The sequence below is a fragment of the Xanthomonas sp. F14 genome (assembly GCF_014199865.1).
Window position 1 is genome coordinate 3,518 of record NZ_JACHOM010000002.1, and the last position, 15,553, is coordinate 19,070.

Below are 15,553 nucleotides of genomic sequence, written 5' to 3' on the forward strand. Positions count from 1 at the left end.
ACGTCCTGCTGGGCGGAGCTGGCAACGACACCTTGTCCGGCGGCACCGGCACAGATCGTTTGGAGGGTGGTGCAGGCGATGACGTGTTGTCGGTGGACTCGCAGTCACGCGACAGCGTGTTCATCGGTGGCACGGGTAACGACACGCTCAACGGCAGCTGGTACTCGGACACCTACCTCTTCAACAAGGGTGATGGCCACGACACGGTGGTAGAGACCTCGAGCTACAGCGGTGCAGTGGATCGTGTCAGTTTTGGAAGCGGGATTAATCTGGATGATACGGTCTTCACTCGATCTGGTAACGATCTACTTGTCACCTTGAAGGGAAGTCAAGATCAGCTGGCAGTAGCAAGTTGGTTTGCCTCAGACTCATCCCAAGTTGAATATCTGGATTTTAATGATAGATCAGTAGCTGCTAGCGAAGTATCCAGCTTGATTGATGCTATGGCGGTGGCAAATGCCTCTTCTGTGTCATTTATTGCATCGCGTGAAACTCAAGAGACGAAGTTGATGCTCGCAAGTTCGGCTATCTAATTGATCATCACTATATAGCCGACGCCGGGCCCCGCCATTTGGCGGGGCCTTTATTTTATTTATGCGTTAAGTTATTGCTGGAGCGGAGTTGCCAAAGATTCGGTATATTCCTCGCAAGAATTTCAAGTCATATTTTCAGATTTGAGGTCCGTTGTCTCAGGGTGTGTGAATGCCGGCAAGCGTATTGAGCAAACGTGGCAAAACCCACCATACCCTCTAGAATCGCCCCATGAGCAACGCACCCCCCGATTACCCCACCCTCCAATCCATTGGCTGGCCCTGGCCTGGCCCTGCCGAGGATCCGGCCTGGCAGGCGCTCTTTGCCGCGCATCCGCAGGCGTTGCCGGCGCGGGTGGTGGAGCAGCACCGCACCGGCTATGTGGTGGCCGATACGCCGGAGGCCGGTCTCAAGGCCGAATCGTTGCCGGAGTGGCAGCGGCCGCGGTTTCCCAGCCATGAGCGGGCGTCGGTGGGCGATTGGGTGCTGATGGAGGGCAAGCGCATCGTGGCCTTGCTGCCGCGGCGCACCTCGATCAAGCGCGGTGCGGCCGGCGAGCATTACCACCAGCAGGTGATCGCGGCCAACATTGATACGGTGTTCATCGTGTGCGGGCTGGATGCGGACTTCAATCCGCGCCGCATCGAACGCTACCTGCTGCTGGTCGGCGGCGGCGGTGCCGAACCGGTGGTCGTACTGACCAAGGCCGACCAGACCGAATACGCCGAGGATGCATTGGCCGTGCTGGAGGAACTGGAAGCGCAGAACATCCCGTTGCGCGCGGTCAACGCCAAGGATCCGGACAGCGTGGCGGCGCTGCGGCCGTGGCTGGGCGATGGCCGTACCGCGGTGCTGGTGGGCTCGTCCGGTGCCGGCAAGTCGACGCTGACCAATACCCTGCTAGGGTCGCAGAAGATGAAGACCAATGCGGTGCGCGAGAACGATTCGCGCGGCCGGCATACCACCACCCATCGCGCCTTGATTCCGTTGCCGTCCGGTGCCTGCCTGATCGATACGCCCGGCATGCGCGAACTCAAGCCCACCGGCGAAGAAGATCTGGCCGAGGGCGGCTTCTCCGATGTGGAAGCGTTGGCGGCGCAGTGCCGCTTCAACGATTGCGCGCATATCGCCGAGCCCGGTTGTGCGGTGCGTGCGGCGATCGAGGCCGAGACGCTGGATCCGGAGCGGGTGGCCAATTACATGAAGCTGCGCGTGGAAGTGGCCGCAGCGGCCGAAAAGCTCGCCACACGCCTAGCGCAGAACAACCGGGGCAAGGGATCGGGCCGGCGGCCTGCCAGCGTCGACCGCAACGGACGCCGCTGATGCCATCGCGCAAGGGGCCGCCGGACATCGTCCATCATGCGGCGCTGGATACGCGCCTGGTCAAGGCCGTACGCGGTGTGCGTCTGCTCGCGCTGGCCAGCTGGCCGCGCTCGCTGCAGGAGCCGTTCCTGCAAAGCGTGGCACGTGGGCAGCCGGAGCTGCCGCAGGTGGAGTATCCGCGACTGGATTTCGGCGATACCCGACGCGAGTTGGGGGCTATTGCCAAGCAGGCCGATCCGCATCACCCGCTGGGCGCCTACCTGATCGACTCGACGCATAGCTGGGGCCTGGCCGCCGGCCTGCTGGAATCGCTGGGTACTCCCGCAGTCAGCGATTACTCGGCGCAGCTGTTCGGCGTGCCCGACGACCCGATGCCGGGCAACGGCCCGAGCACGCGCGAGGCAGCGCGGCATTTCATCCAGATCGCGCAGGAGCTGGACCGTGAGCTGCTGGCGCCGGAAGAACAGGTGCCGGTGTCGGCAACCGCCCTGCGCATGCAGCTGCAGAACGATCTGGACGCCTTCTTCGAAGGGCGCGTCATCACCGTCACGCTGGATCCGGATCTGCTGGCCAAGGCGGCGGCCGGCGCGCATCGCATCCGCCTGCGCAGCGGCGCCACCTTCAGCGATTACGATCGTGCGCAGCTGTTCCATCACGAGGCGCTGGTGCATTCGCTGACCGCGCTCAACGGGCGCGCCCAGGTGCATCTGCCCAGCCTGGGCATTTCCTCGCCGCGGACCACCGCGACGCAGGAAGGCCTGGCGACGTTTGCCGAGCAGATCACCGGCAGCATCGATATCGAACGCATGAAGCGCATCAGCCTGCGTATCGAGGCGATCGCGATGGCGCGCTCGGGTGCGGACTTCATCGAGGTGTTCCGCTATTTCACCGCAGGCGGGCAGAACGCGGCGGAAAGCTTTTCCTCGGCGCAGCGCGTATTCCGCGGCGTGCCGACCTCCGGCGGCGGTGCCTTCACCAAGGACACGGTGTATCTGCGCGGGCTGGTGGCGGTGCACACCTTCTTCCGGCATGCGCTGCAGCGCGATCAGCTGCAGCTGTGCCGTTACCTGTTCGCCGGCAAGATGGCCCTGGGCGACGTGGCGCGCTTTGCGCCCTTGTTCGACAGCGGCGTGCTGGTCGCCCCGCGCTGGTTGCCGCCGTGGGTGAGCCGGGTCAGCGGCCTGGCCGGCATGCTGGCGTTTTCGTTGTTCGCCAATCGCATCCGCATGGATCAGCTGCAGCCACCGGCGATGAACGTCTGACGCTTGCCGAGCAACTTGCGCGCAGTTGCTGCGTCAACGCGGTGGCGCGGCGAAGCTGCCGCGGGCGCAGGTCGGGTGACAAGGCGCAGTACGTAACGCAAGCCTTGCAGTGCATTGCTTCCACTGCAAGGCGCTGAACGGTAAGCATCGTGCCGACGCGTTCTACACGATGCTGCAACGGGCTGCACCGGACACTGTTCGCCTTGCCCGAGATGGGCCATGACACGAGGCGATACGATGAAAATCCTGATGGTGCTCACTTCCCACGACCAACTCGGCGATACCGGCAAGAAGACCGGCTTCTGGCTGGAGGAGTTTGCCGCGCCGTATTACGTGTTCAAGGACGCGGGCGCAGAGATCACCCTGGTCTCGCCCAAGGGTGGCCAGCCACCGCTGGACCCCAAGAGCGACGAGCCCGATGCGCAGACCGAGGCTACCAAGCGCTTCAAGCAGGACACCGACGCGCAGCAGGCTTTGGCCAGCACGCAGCGTCTGGCGGACGTCAAGGCCGCTGACTTCGATGCAGTGTTCTACCCGGGTGGCCATGGCCCGTTGTGGGACCTGGCCGAAGACGCGGATTCGATCGCGCTGATCGAGGCATTCGCCGCGGCCAACAAGCCGCACGGCCTGGTGTGCCATGCACCGGGCGCGCTGCGCCGGGTCAAGGGCAGCGATGGCAAGCCGTTGGTCAACGGCCGCCGCGTCACCGGCTTCACCAATAGCGAAGAAGAGGGCGTGGGCCTGACCAAGATCGTGCCGTTCCTGGTCGAAGACGTGCTGACCGAACTTGGCGGCCGCTACGAGAAGGGCGCCGACTGGGGCGTGCATGTGGTCACCGATGGCTTGCTGGTCACCGGCCAGAACCCGGCTTCGTCGGAGAAGGCTGCCGAGGCGTTGCTTGAGTTGTCGAAGCGCTGATTCTGCAGTTGTCGTCTGGTGATGCCTGGACGGCCACCGGGAGACATCGCGACGTTTGATTTGGAGCGGCCAACAAAACGGAGCAACTAGTCGTCAGCTAAGGTGCGGACGTCGCGGAGGGACCGGGGTGTACGCGTGGTACATATCGGGTCCGAGCGGCGGCCGCGCTCGTCTGATGGTGAGCGCAGCAGTTTTTGGCGTCCTTCGTCGTCCGCTTCCAGAGCGCCGCAGCATCCTAAGAATCGGACGCAATCCGGTGCTCGCAACCAGGCGCACCGACCATGGTGACTAGCCCTTGCCCGCCCACCGTCGCGGGACCTTACGCGGCATGGAGGCCGCGTAAGAACCTACACGGACGTACTTGCGGCGTGTCCCGCGAGGGTGGGCGGGCAAGGGTGCTGCTGCCAGGCCACAGATCGTCCGCCCTAGCCGCAGATGGTCCGCCCTGCAGGTGCGCGACAAACCTGCACAATCGCGTTCAAGCAATACGCTCCAGCCAACGCACTGCATACGCCGGCAGCACCAGCCGCATGTCATCGCCCAGCGACTCGGCAGCCGTCTCGCCGCCATCCGCCACCACCTTCCATCGGCCATCTCCGAGCGCGTCAAGCTCCACCGTTAACAGTTGTTCGCCGAAGTTGTGCACGGCCAGGAAGCGATCGCCACGCGTCAATGCAAACAGGCGTGCATCGCCCAGCGCAAGGCTGCCTAGCGCCTGATCGGCTGCCAGTGCGGGCAGCGCGGCACGTTGCCGGATCAATCCACGTAGCCGGCGATACACCGTGCCGCTCAGGCTGGCTGCATCTTCGCGCTGTGCTGCAAGCTGCCAATCCATCGCCGGGCGATGCAACCAGCGACCTTCGTGCCGACGCTGCGGATCGTCGCGGTAGCTGCCGTCGTTGGGCAGGGCGAGCTCGTCGCCCATGTAGATCAATGGCACGCCCGGCATCGCCAGCGCGATGGCATAGAGCAACACCAGCCGATCCACCGCCATGCGCAACGCCACCGTATCGCCCGATGCCTGTGCGGCCTGGATCCCGACCAGTGCCGCGGCCATGCCATTGGTGCCGTGCACGCCGTCGCCACTGCTCTGGAAGCTCTCGCCACGCGCGTAGCTGCCCGGCACCTCGTTGGCATAGAAGCGCGCGACATCGCGCAGCGCGAATGGCGGCTGCGCGGCGTTGCCGGCGGCTTCGTGTTGCAGCACGTTCCAGCCGATGTCGTCGTGGCAGCGCACATAGCTCAGCCAGGCGCAGTTGGCCGGCAAGGGCGGGCTATGCACGATGACGTTGTGCAGGATGTCGCCGCGTTGCAGCGCCAGCGCCGACCAGCCGGCCGCCATCAGCGTGCTGTGATAGGCCAGGTGGCATTCGTGGCCCTGGTCCGCACCGCTGCCGAAGTAGGGCGGCAATTGCGTCATCGGCACGATGGCTTCGGCCTTCATCACCACCGACGGCGCAACGATGTCGGTGACCGCGCGCAGCGCCACCAGCAGGGTATGCGCCTCGGGTTGGTTCATGCAGTCGGTGCCGGTGCGCTTCCACAGATACGCGGTGGAATCCAGGCGGAAGGCTTCCACACCCAGATTGGCCAACTGCAGCATCGCCAGCGCCATCTCGCCGAACACCGCCGGGTTACTCCAGTTCAGATCCCACTGATAGGGATAGAACGTGGTCCACATCCACTGGCCGGTGGCGTCCACCCAGGTGAAGTTGCCGGGTGCGGTATGCGGGAAGACCTGCCCCAGCGTGGCTTCGTACTGGTCGGGCTGCGTGCGATCGGCGAAGTGATGGTAGTAGTTGAGATAGCGCGCATCGCCGGCCCGCGCCGCCTGCGCCCAGGCGTGATCGTCGGCGGTATGGTTGAGCACGAAATCTGCGCACAGGCTGATGCCGGCCTCGCGCAGGCGTGTGGTCAGCGCGACGAGATCGTCGTTGCTGCCCAGGCTTGGCTCCACCTGGCCATAATCGCTGACCGCAAAGCCACCATCGTTATCGCCGGCGCGTGCACGCAGGAACGGCAGCAGGTGCAGATAGCGCACACCCAGTTCCTGCAGATACGGCACGCGTTCGGCCACGCCCTGCAGCGTGCCGGCGAAGCGGTCCACATACGCGCTGTAGCCCAGCATGTGCTGCTCGCCGAACCAGCCGGGCTGACGCGTTGTGTCGAGCTGTTGCAGTGGCTGTGGCCGCTGTTGCGCGCTGCTGCCAAGCGCGCTCAACCACTGCGTCAGCCACGACGTATAGTCCGGGCGTTGCCCATACAGCGCTTGTAGCGCGTCGAGCAGACGCCGCGCATGCCGGTCGAAGCGCGGTAACAGCACGCTCGCACGCTGCGCATCCAGGGGCGCGGCAAACGCCGCGCGCAATGCAGTGAAATCGGTGGGGGAGGTGCTCATTGGCAAGCGCCGGGACGAACCCGGCGAGGGGTCCTTAGAAGTCGTAACGCAGGCTGATGCTGGTGGTGCGGCCGGCAATCGAGCGCGCGCGGATGATGCCATTGGCCGGGATGCTGGCTTCCTCGGCCTCGGTCAGGCCGAAGGTGTTGAACAGGTTGTTGACGTTGAGCGCGACGGTGAGTGCGTCGGTCACGCGGTAGTCGCCGAACAGGTTCACCTGCGTATAGCCCGGCATCTTCAGCTGATTGGAATCCTGGGTATAGGCATCGGTGGTGCCGATCAGGTTGATGCCGAACTGGTAGCCGTCGCCGCGATAGCTGGGCGTCAACTGCCACACCACATCGGCCTGGCGACGCGGCACGTTGCCGGTGTTTTCCGGAGTGATCTGGTCCTTGGAAATCTCCGCATCGGTCCAGGTCAGGCCGCCGTTGACGGTGAAGCCTTCGTAGCGGTAGCTGGCTTCCAGCTCCACGCCGTGCGCCTCGTAGCTGCGGTTGAAGAAACGCTGGCTGGTGACTTCGAAGTTCTGTTCCTCGGTACGCGCCGAGAACGCGGTGGCGAACAGGCTCAGGCCATCGCGGCGCCACTTCAGGCCGGCTTCGGCCTGGCGGACCACGTTGACGCCTTCATCGGAGGAGACCGAGCCGTCGTCGCGGACCACGCCGAACAGCAGGCGGTCGGCATTGGCGCGTGCGCCGCGGCTGATGCGCGCGAACGCGCCCAGGTCGTCGTTGATCAGGTAGTTGCTGCCCAGCGAATACGACAGGTAGTTCCAGTCGTAATCCACCGGCCGTGCGTTGGCGGTATCGACCGTGGCCACGCGTTGTTCCACCGGCTGGATCACGCCATCGCCGTTGACGTCCAGGTTCTGCGCGATCGCGGTGCCGGCATAGCTGCCGCGTGCATCGCCCATGTCGTAACGCAGGCTGCCGTCGATGCTGAACTTGCCGCTGTCGAAGGTCAGTGCGACGTACGGCGCGTTGACGTCGTAGCGCACGTCGTAGCTGCGGGTGATGCAGCAATCGCCCCAGAACGGGGTGCCGTACGCATACAAGCCATTTTGCGAGCGCGACACGCCGCCGGCATCGACCACGTTGAGCAGGCGCGAATCGCGGCCCAGGCTCTGCACATAGGAGTTCCAGGTCCAGTCCATGTCGATGGTCTGGCGCGAGCTGTAATAGCCCATGCGCAGGTTGAGCGTGCGGCCGTCGCCGCCGAACTCGCGCGAGACGCTGAGATCGTTGGTGACGTTGCCCAGGTCGTTGATCGCCACGTTGAACAGATGCGTGCGGATCGCGTTGCCGGTGTAGGCCTGGCCGGCGTCCGGGCCGCTGGCCTGCACCAGTTGCGCGCCGGCGCCGCCGATGGATGCAGCGAGCGTGGCGGCATCGGTGACCTCGGCCGGGAACGGGCTGACGAAGCGGCCGCTGTTGTCGGCGATGCGGAACTTCTCGCTCAGGTTCCAGCCGCTGCCCAGGTCGAACCAGGCCTCGGCGCCGATGGTGCGCGAGATCGGATGCATGCCGTCGCCCAGGTCGGTGCGGCGCGGCTGGTTGTTGCCGTCCAGGCCGACATCGCTGCGGAAATTGCGGCTGTACAAGGTGTCGTTGCCCGGGTCGAAGCCGGCAAAGCCCCCCAGGTCCGGCGAGCCGTCGCGGCCACGCACGGAGGTCGGCACCGGCAGATAACCGGCGGCGCGATCGTTGAGGTATTTGCCGTAGACACGCACGTAGCCGTTCTCGAACAGCCGGGTCAGGTTGGCCTTGAGCTGGCCGCCCTTGTCGGTGGTGTAACCGGCATCGCGTACGCCATCGCCCTGACGGAAGAAGCCGCCGATGTTGAACTGCCAGTTTTCCGCGAACGGCGCGCCGTAGTCGAAGTCCACGCGGGTGTTGTCGTAATCCAGGCCGCGGCTCACGCCGACGCTGCCGCCTGCGGTGTCGCCGGTCTTGCTGATGAAGTTGATGATGCCGCCAGGCGCGTTGCTGGTGAACGTCGATGCCGAGCCGCCGCGGATGGCTTCGATGCGGTCCAGGGTGAAATCCGAGCGCAGGAAGATGTCCGAGTTGCCGAAGGCGATATCGCCGAATTCCATCACCGGCAGGCCGTCCTCCTGCAGCTGCAGGAACTTGGCGCCGCCGGAGGCGACCGGCAGGCCGCGCACGGCGATATTGGCATTGCCTTCGCCACCGCTGGATTCGGAGCGGATGCCGGGGATGTTGCGGAAGATCTCGGCAGTGCTGCGTGGCGCCGATTGTTCGATCGCCTCGGCGCCCACGGTGCTGACCGACACGCTGGACTTCAGCTTGGTGGTGGCGGTGGAAGTACCGGTGACGAACACCGAATCCAGATTGACCGCGGCGCTGTCGGCGGCCGGCGGGGTGACGGGTTCGGCCGTGGTCGCGTCCTGCGCCAGCGCGGCAGGCGCGCACAGGCAGGAGACGACCGCGCAGGCCAGGGCATGCAGGCGCAGGGTGTGCAAGGTGGACATTGCGGTTCTCTCTCTCACGGATGGTGGTGTGCCGACGCCTGCATCGTCCCCTCCCAGGGAGTGGCCGTGTGGCCTGCAGTGCGAGCGCAGTAATACGCCTCAATACAATCGATTGCAATCTTGCGCTGCAGCATCATTTCTAAGCTCGCTCGCTCATGTTTCGACAAGCGGAAACGTGTTGCGGCGCAGCGTTACAATCGATTGCAAAGACGGCAGGGTACAGTGCGCTGCGGCCACTGGGAGCCGCACCGATGCCCAGGGTTCTGCATGTCGTCGACCGCCACTCCGTTCTCCTTCGCGCGCATCCTGGCGCTCAACGCCGGCTTCTTCGGCGTGCAATACAGCTTTGGCCTGCAGCAGAGCAACATGAGCCCGATCTACAACTATCTGGGCGCCGATCACGCGAGCCTGCCGTACCTGTGGCTGGCCGGGCCGATCACCGGGCTGGTACTGCAGCCGTTCGTCGGCGCGTGGAGCGACCGCTCGGTGACCCGCTGGGGCCGGCGCATGCCGTACATGGTGCTGGGCGCGCTGGTGTGCAGCCTGTGCCTGCTGGCGATGCCGTTCAGCACTGCGCTGTGGATGGCGGTGTGCCTGCTGTGGATCCTGGATGCGGCCAACAACGTGGCGATGGAGCCATACCGTGCGCTGGTCAGCGATGTGCTGGCGCCACCGCAGCGGCCGCTGGGCTATCTCACCCAAAGCGCGTTCACCGGGCTTGCGCAGACGCTGGCCTATCTCACCCCGCCGTTGCTGGTGTGGATGGGCATGAACCAGGACGCCGCCAATGCGCACCACATTCCCTATGTCACCATCGCCGCCTTCGTGATCGGTGCGGGGTTTTCTGCGGCCTCGATCCTGCTCACCGCGCGCAGCGTGCGCGAGCCGGTGCTTGCGCCGGCAGAGATCGCGCGGATGCGCCAGACCGGTGCCGGCCTGGGCGCCACAGTGCGCGAAATCTACGGCGCCCTGCGCGCAATGCCGCCGACCATGCGCCAGCTCGCGCCGGTGATGCTGTTCCAGTGGTACGCGATCTTCTGCTACTGGCAGTACATCGTGCTGTCGCTATCGACCAGCTTGTTCGGCACCACCGAAGCCGATTCGCATGGCTTCCGCCAGGCCGGCCTAGTCAATGGGCAGATCGGCGGGTTCTACAATTTTGTCGCGTTTCTGGCCGCGTTTGCGATGGTGCCGGTGGTGCGCCGCATCGGCCCCAAGTACACGCATGCAGCCTGCCTGGTCGCGGCCGGCGTGGGCATGTGGGTGTTGCCGGGCATCCAGGACCGCTGGCTGATGCTGCTGCCGATGATCGGCATCGGGCTCGCCTGGGCCAGCATGATGGGAAACCCGTACCTGATGCTGGCCGACAGCATTCCGCCCGAGCGCACCGGTGTGTACATGGGCCTGTTCAATCTGTTCATCGTGCTGCCGATGCTGATCCAGATCGTCACCCTGCCGCTGTATTACGAGTGGCTGTTGCACGGCGATCCACGCAACGTGATCCGCCTGGCCGGCGCACTGATGCTGGCGGCCGCTGTGGCGATGCTATGCGTACGCGTCCGCAAGCCCAAGGCAGCAGTGGTGTAGCCGCGACGCGTTACGTCTGTGTCGCTGCGTACTGAAACAACCGACCGCGATAACGTGGACAGCAACGCGTAGCTATGCACCGCACGCCATCACACACGCTCTTACGATTCCCGATTCCCGATTCCCGGCCTCACGCCGACTCACGCACCACCAACTTCACCGGCATCTCCACCGACTCCACCGCTTCGCCGCCGATCAACGCCAGCAGCCGGTCCACCAGCAGGCGCGCGGCCAGGCCCAGGTCCTGCCGCACCGTGGTCAACGGCGGTTGGCTGTAGGCGGCCAGCGGAATATCGTCGAAGCCCACCAGCGAGATGTCCTGCGGCACACGATGCCCGGCTTCGACCAGGGCGCGGATCGCACCGACCGCAATCACATCGGAGGCGGCGAACAGCCCGTCCGGCGGATCGGTCTTCTTGAGCATGGCGCGGGTGAGGCGGTAGGCATCTTCGCTGAGGAAGTGGCTGCGCGCATGCAGGCGCGTATCGAACTCCAGCCCGTGCCGCTGCAGTGCATGGCGATAGCCGGCAAAGCGCGGGGCAACCTCGGGCAACTGGTCGTCGCCGAGAAAGGCGATGCGGCGACGACCGCTGGCGATCAGATGTTCGGTGGCCAGCGCGCCGCCCTGGAAATTGTCGCTGCCCACGCTGATGTACGACTGCCCGTCGATGCGGCTGCCCCAGACCGCCATCGGCAGGCCATCGCGCGCGGCTTCGTCCAGCGCGGCATGTTCGGAACTTTGCCCCAGCACGATCACGCCATCGGAGCGGCTGCCGCGTGCGAGTTGTTCCACCCATCCATCCTGATGCCGGTCGAGCTTGGACAGCAGCATGCTGTAGCCGCGCCCGGTCAGCTCCTCGGCCAGCAGCGCCAGCATCGTCATCATGAAGGGGTCCGACAACGGCTGATCCAGCGCATGCATCATCGGCACTGCCACGCTCACCGTGTTGGAGCGTTTGGCGCGCAGGCTGCGCGCGATCGGATCGACCTGGTAGCCGGCATCGGCGGCAATCTGCTTGATGTACGCACGCGTCCGCTCGGCCACCACCGGGCTGCCGGCCAGGGCACGCGACACTGTGGATTCGGACACGCCCGCCATGCGGGCGATGTCGGCCATCTGCGGGCGGGCACCCGGCGTGGCGCGTTCTGAAGGTTTGGCCATGTCAGCGCAGTGCGGAAAACGCCGAGTGTAATCAGTTCGCGCTGGAGGCGGGTTGATCGACGCAGTGGCGCCCGCTTGTGCGCGCTGGTCAAACGCAATCACGCACCTGCATGCAAGCGGCAGGCGTGCGGGGCGTGCATGACAGCGGCCACGACTAGCGCGGGGTGGAGCGGTGAGGCTTCAGGGGAGTGAGGCTTCAGAGCAGTCAAGCATCAGAGCAGTGAGGTATCAGAGCGGTGATGCTTCACCGCCACTAGCAAGGACTGCGCTCACCGCCCGGCCGGCGCGCTCGGCGCTGGAACCGCATTTCTCCTCCGCACAGTCCTGCTCGGACGCGCCGTCTGTATCGAGCTGACGATTGCTCGCTACGGTCTGCCAGCGGCTCTCAACCCATGTACAGACCGCCGTTGACTGCATAGTCGGCGCCGGTCACGTAGGCGGCCTCATCGGAGGCGAGCCAGGCGCACAGCCCGGCGACTTCGGCCGGTTTGCCGAGCCGGCGGATCGGCACCGAGGTGGCCAGGCGGTCGAGCACGTCGGGTGGGAAACTGCTGATCGAGGCGCTGGCGATATAGCCCGGCGAGATGGTGTTGACGGTGACCCCGCGCGAGGCCACTTCCTGCGCCAGGGCGCGGCTGAAGCCATGCATCGCCGCCTTGGCGGTAGCGAAATTGATCTGCCCGATCTGGCCCTTGTGCGCACTGACCGAGCCGATGTTGACGATGCGTCCCCAGCCGCGCGCGGTCATGCCGTCGACCACCTGCTTGGTGATGTTGAACAGGGAATGCAGGTTGCTGGCGATCACCGCGTTCCAGTCGTCGCGGCTCATCTGCCGGAACAAGGTGTCGCGGCTACCACCGGCGTTGTTGACCAGCACATCGATCTCGCCGACCTCGGCCTTGACCTTGGCGAACGCGGCCACGGTGGAATCCCAATCGGCGGCATTGCCTTCGGAGGCGACGAACTCGAACCCCTGCTCGCGCTGTTCGCGCAGCCAGGAGGTCTTGCGCGGCGAATTGGGCCCGCAACCGGCGACCACGGTATGTCCGCTGCGCGCCAGCTTCTGGCATATCGCGGTACCCACACTGCCCATGCCACTGGTGACGTATGCGATGCGAAGTGTCATTGCTTGAACTCCTTCGGAGTTGGGATTCGGGATTGGGGATGAGGGGATTCGTAACAGCGGGCATTGGTTCGCTCTGGCTTTGGCGAATCCCCAATCCCGAATGCCGAATCCCGGCGCGCGGCTAGCGCGCCAACGGAAACAGGCCAAACAACAACCCGCCCGCCAACATCAACAGGGAAATCAGCACCGCCCACTTCAGCGTGAAGCGTTGATGGTCGGCGAAGTCGACCTTGGCCAGGCCGACCAGCAGATAGGTCGATGGCACCAGCGGGCTGAGCAGATGCACCGGTTGCCCGGCCAGCGAGGCGCGCGCCATTTCCACCGGGGTGATGCCGTAGTGGCCGGCGGCTTCGGACAGGATCGGCAGCACGCCGAAGTAGAACGCGTCGTTGGACATGAAGAACGTAAACGGCATGCTGACGATCGCGGTGATCACCGCCAGATACGGGCCCCAGCTGTCCGGGATCACCGCCAGGAAGCTGCGCGACATCGCTTCGACCATGCCGGTGTTGGACAGGATGCCGGTGAAGATGCCGGCGGCGAAGATCAGCGACACCACCGACAGCACGTTACCGGCGTGATTGACCAGGCGGCGGCGCTGCTCGGCCAGGTTGGGGTAGTTGATCATCAGTGCCAGCGCAAAGCCGATCATGAACAGCACCGGCATCGGCAGCACGCCGACCACCAGCGCGGCCATCAGCGCCAGGGTCAGGAGCAGGTTCACCCACAGCAGCTTGGGCCGCTTCATGTCCTCGGTGTCTTCCACGCGCGGCAGTGCATCGCTTTCTTCGGGGATGCTGGTGTCCAGCCAGTTGCCGTCGGCCGGCAGGCGCACCACGCCCAGGCGGCGCCGTTCGCGCATGCCCAGAAACCAGGCCAGCGTGAGGATGCCGGCGATCGCGATCGCCATCGCCGGCACCAGCGGCACGAATACATCGGCCGGATCCACATGCAGGGCGGTGGCGGCACGCGCGGTGGGGCCGCCCCACGGGGTGAGGTTCATCACGCCGCTGGCCAGGATGGTCACGCAGGTGAGGTTGAGCGCGTTCATGCCCAGGCGCTGGTACAGCGGCAGCATCGCCGACACGGTGATCATGTAGGTGGTGGAGCCATCGCCGTCGAGCGAGATCAACATTGCCAGGATCGCCGTGCCCATGACGATCTTCAGCGGATCGCCCTTGACCAGGCGCAGGATGCGGCCGACCAGCGGATCGAACAGGCCGGCATCGATCATCACGCCGAAGTAGAGGATGGCGAACATCAGCATCACGCCGGTGGGCGCGATCTTCTTGATGCCGTCGAGCATCATCTCGTTGATGCCGGTGCCGAAGCCGCCCAGCAGCGCGAACACGATCGGCACCGTGATCAGAGCCACCAGCGGCGACAGCCGCTTGCTCATGATCAGGTACATGAAGGTGATCACCATTCCGAAACCGAGCGCGGTCAGCATGCGGGCAAATCCTTTGAGGCGTACAGCAGGGGGAGAGTGGAGCGCGCGGCGGCGGGTGCATTGCGGCAGCGGTGACGCATCGTGCGAAGGTCAGGCAAACGGTCAGAAGTCGTACTGGAAGCGGCCGGTCACCGCCAGCGTGTGATCGACCACCGCATCGGCCATGCGGTCGCGGTTGCGGCTGTCGATCACATTGAGCATCACGCGCAGGTTCGGCTTGAAATACCAGTTGCCGCCCAGCGTCCACGACTGCGTGCTGGCATTAATGAAGTCGGGTTGGCCATCCAGATGCTGATCGCCGCGCATGTAGTCGTAGCGCAAGGCCAGCTCGAACGCGCCGGAGGGGCGATTGGGCGTCTTGATCCGGCTGAAACGTCCGGTCTTGCGGTCGTAGCCGCGCGACTCGCCGGTGACGAACCAGCTGACCAGGCCGTAGCTGGCCAACACCTTGGCATGCTGGGAGCCGTCGTCGAGCAGGCCGCCGCTGAATTCGCTCTGCCACGACCATGGGCCCAGCACTTCGGCGTATTCCAGCGACCATTTATCGAAATCGGTATCGCGGCCATCGGCAAAGCGCGCCAGGGTGATGCGGCTGTTGTTGGCCAGATCGTTTTCCGGACGTGGCCGGATCAACAGGGACGCCGCGCCGCCGCTGCCCGGATGCGAATAGCGCTCGTGCGCCAGCGATACGCCCAGGTGGCGCAGTCGTGCCTCGCCCATCTCCGGTGCGAAGGTCAGCCGCGTGCCGAGCGCGCCGCCCTTGGTCGAGGAATTGTCGATGCTTTCCAGGCTGTAGGCCGCGGTGGACCAGGTCGCATCGGGGCGATTGGCCTGCCAGGAGATCGCCTTGCGATAGATCGGCGCCAGCGTGGTGGAGGCATAGCCGCGTTCCAGGAACGGGCCGTAGTTGGAGCCGGTGCGATCGTCCAGCGAGAAATATTGCTTGAACTGGCCCACGGTCAGCGTACCGGCGGAAAACTTCTTGGCGATGTACACATCGCGCGCCAGGATGCCGCGGCTGCCGGACTCGTATTGCAGGCCGGCAAATTCCGCCTCGGCCTTGTAGGTGAAACCGTAGAACTTGCCGGCCACATCCAGCCACACACGGCGGAACTGGGTGTCGTTGCGCTCGGGCGTGCCGCGTTCGTCGTTGTCGAACACGGTGAAGTCCCAATGCACGCGCCCACCCACCTCGGCGGTGACCGGGCCGTCGCCCTCGGCCGCATGCGCCGCCGGCGCCAGGCACAGCGCGGCGCAGGTGGTGAAGACGCGCAGACGCAAGGTGTCGTTGCTCACAGACCCTCC

The 15,553-nt window shown here is 65.2% G+C and carries 11 protein-coding genes and 1 other RNA gene; 5 read left to right on the forward strand and 7 right to left on the reverse strand.

Features of this window, described 5'->3' with window-relative positions; translation table 11 throughout:
* The 4 genes from GGR73_RS08640 to GGR73_RS08655 all read left to right on the forward strand — a co-directional run.
* Positions 1-533, forward strand: a 533-nt coding sequence (locus GGR73_RS08640; protein WP_456362939.1) for a calcium-binding protein, incomplete at its 5' end; no start/stop codon positions are given.
* A gap of 229 nt (positions 534-762) precedes the next feature.
* Positions 763-1,854 (forward strand): ribosome small subunit-dependent GTPase A, encoded by a 1,092-nt coding sequence (gene rsgA, locus GGR73_RS08645; RefSeq protein ID WP_184456555.1) that lies wholly within the window; start codon positions 763-765, stop codon positions 1,852-1,854.
* Positions 1,854-3,116 carry a flavohemoglobin expression-modulating QEGLA motif protein gene (locus GGR73_RS08650; RefSeq protein ID WP_184456557.1) on the forward strand — a complete coding sequence of 421 codons (1,263 nt, stop codon included), beginning with the start codon at positions 1,854-1,856 and terminating at the stop codon, positions 3,114-3,116. The genes rsgA and GGR73_RS08650 overlap by 1 nt, the downstream gene beginning before the upstream one ends.
* A gap of 237 nt (positions 3,117-3,353) precedes the next feature.
* Positions 3,354-4,034 carry a type 1 glutamine amidotransferase domain-containing protein gene (locus tag GGR73_RS08655; protein WP_104627878.1) on the forward strand — a complete coding sequence of 227 codons (681 nt, stop codon included), beginning with the start codon at positions 3,354-3,356 and terminating at the stop codon, positions 4,032-4,034.
* A 67-nt stretch (positions 4,035-4,101) separates the two neighbouring features.
* Here the strand turns inward: GGR73_RS08655 and GGR73_RS08660 are convergent.
* The 3 genes from GGR73_RS08660 to GGR73_RS08670 form a co-directional block, all read right to left on the reverse strand.
* Positions 4,102-4,178: non-coding RNA, sX9 sRNA (locus GGR73_RS08660), on the reverse strand.
* A gap of 334 nt (positions 4,179-4,512) precedes the next feature.
* Entirely contained in the window at positions 4,513-6,432 is a 1,920-nt protein-coding gene (locus GGR73_RS08665; RefSeq protein WP_184456559.1) for an alpha-amylase family protein, read from the reverse strand.
* 34 nt (positions 6,433-6,466) lie between these two features.
* A complete protein-coding gene (locus GGR73_RS08670) occupies positions 6,467-8,923 on the reverse strand; it encodes a TonB-dependent receptor domain-containing protein (protein ID WP_184456561.1) in 2,457 nt (818 codons plus the stop codon).
* A 267-nt stretch (positions 8,924-9,190) separates the two neighbouring features.
* Here GGR73_RS08670 and GGR73_RS08675 point away from each other — a divergent pair, with 267 nt between their 5' ends.
* The gene (locus tag GGR73_RS08675; RefSeq protein WP_039525534.1) at positions 9,191-10,510 is read left to right on the forward strand and encodes an MFS transporter; all 1,320 of its coding nucleotides are present in this window, start codon (positions 9,191-9,193) and stop codon (positions 10,508-10,510) included.
* A 130-nt stretch (positions 10,511-10,640) separates the two neighbouring features.
* Here GGR73_RS08675 and GGR73_RS08680 read toward each other — a convergent pair whose 3' ends face one another.
* The 4 genes from GGR73_RS08680 to GGR73_RS08695 form a co-directional block, all read right to left on the reverse strand.
* Positions 10,641-11,672 carry a LacI family DNA-binding transcriptional regulator gene (locus GGR73_RS08680; RefSeq protein ID WP_024938961.1) on the reverse strand — a complete coding sequence of 344 codons (1,032 nt, stop codon included), beginning with the start codon at positions 11,670-11,672 and terminating at the stop codon, positions 10,641-10,643.
* A gap of 385 nt (positions 11,673-12,057) precedes the next feature.
* Positions 12,058-12,798 carry an acetoacetyl-CoA reductase gene (gene phbB / locus GGR73_RS08685; protein ID WP_024938962.1) on the reverse strand — a complete coding sequence of 247 codons (741 nt, stop codon included), beginning with the start codon at positions 12,796-12,798 and terminating at the stop codon, positions 12,058-12,060.
* A gap of 121 nt (positions 12,799-12,919) precedes the next feature.
* Positions 12,920-14,248, reverse strand: a complete 1,329-nt coding sequence (locus GGR73_RS08690; protein WP_179465234.1) for a CitMHS family transporter — start codon at positions 14,246-14,248, stop codon at positions 12,920-12,922.
* A gap of 102 nt (positions 14,249-14,350) precedes the next feature.
* Positions 14,351-15,544: an OprO/OprP family phosphate-selective porin gene (locus GGR73_RS08695; protein ID WP_024938964.1), complete on the reverse strand. Its 1,194-nt coding sequence runs from the start codon at positions 15,542-15,544 to the stop codon at positions 14,351-14,353.
* Positions 15,545-15,553 lie beyond the last annotated feature (9 nt).

What these genes read in the sequence shown, in the direction of transcription:
- rsgA (WP_184456555.1), top strand. Translation starts at nt 763, where the DNA reads ATGAGCAACGCACCCCCCGATTACCCCACCCTCCAATCCATTGGCTGG.
- GGR73_RS08650 (WP_184456557.1), top strand. Translation starts at nt 1,854, where the DNA reads ATGCCATCGCGCAAGGGGCCGCCGGACATCGTCCATCATGCGGCGCTG.
- GGR73_RS08655 (WP_104627878.1), top strand. Translation starts at nt 3,354, where the DNA reads ATGAAAATCCTGATGGTGCTCACTTCCCACGACCAACTCGGCGATACC.
- GGR73_RS08665 (WP_184456559.1), bottom strand. Translation starts at nt 6,432, where the DNA reads ATGAGCACCTCCCCCACCGATTTCACTGCATTGCGCGCGGCGTTTGCC.
- GGR73_RS08670 (WP_184456561.1), bottom strand. Translation starts at nt 8,923, where the DNA reads ATGTCCACCTTGCACACCCTGCGCCTGCATGCCCTGGCCTGCGCGGTC.
- GGR73_RS08675 (WP_039525534.1), top strand. Translation starts at nt 9,191, where the DNA reads ATGTCGTCGACCGCCACTCCGTTCTCCTTCGCGCGCATCCTGGCGCTC.
- GGR73_RS08680 (WP_024938961.1), bottom strand. Translation starts at nt 11,672, where the DNA reads ATGGCCAAACCTTCAGAACGCGCCACGCCGGGTGCCCGCCCGCAGATG.
- phbB (WP_024938962.1), bottom strand. Translation starts at nt 12,798, where the DNA reads ATGACACTTCGCATCGCATACGTCACCAGTGGCATGGGCAGTGTGGGT.
- GGR73_RS08690 (WP_179465234.1), bottom strand. Translation starts at nt 14,248, where the DNA reads ATGCTGACCGCGCTCGGTTTCGGAATGGTGATCACCTTCATGTACCTG.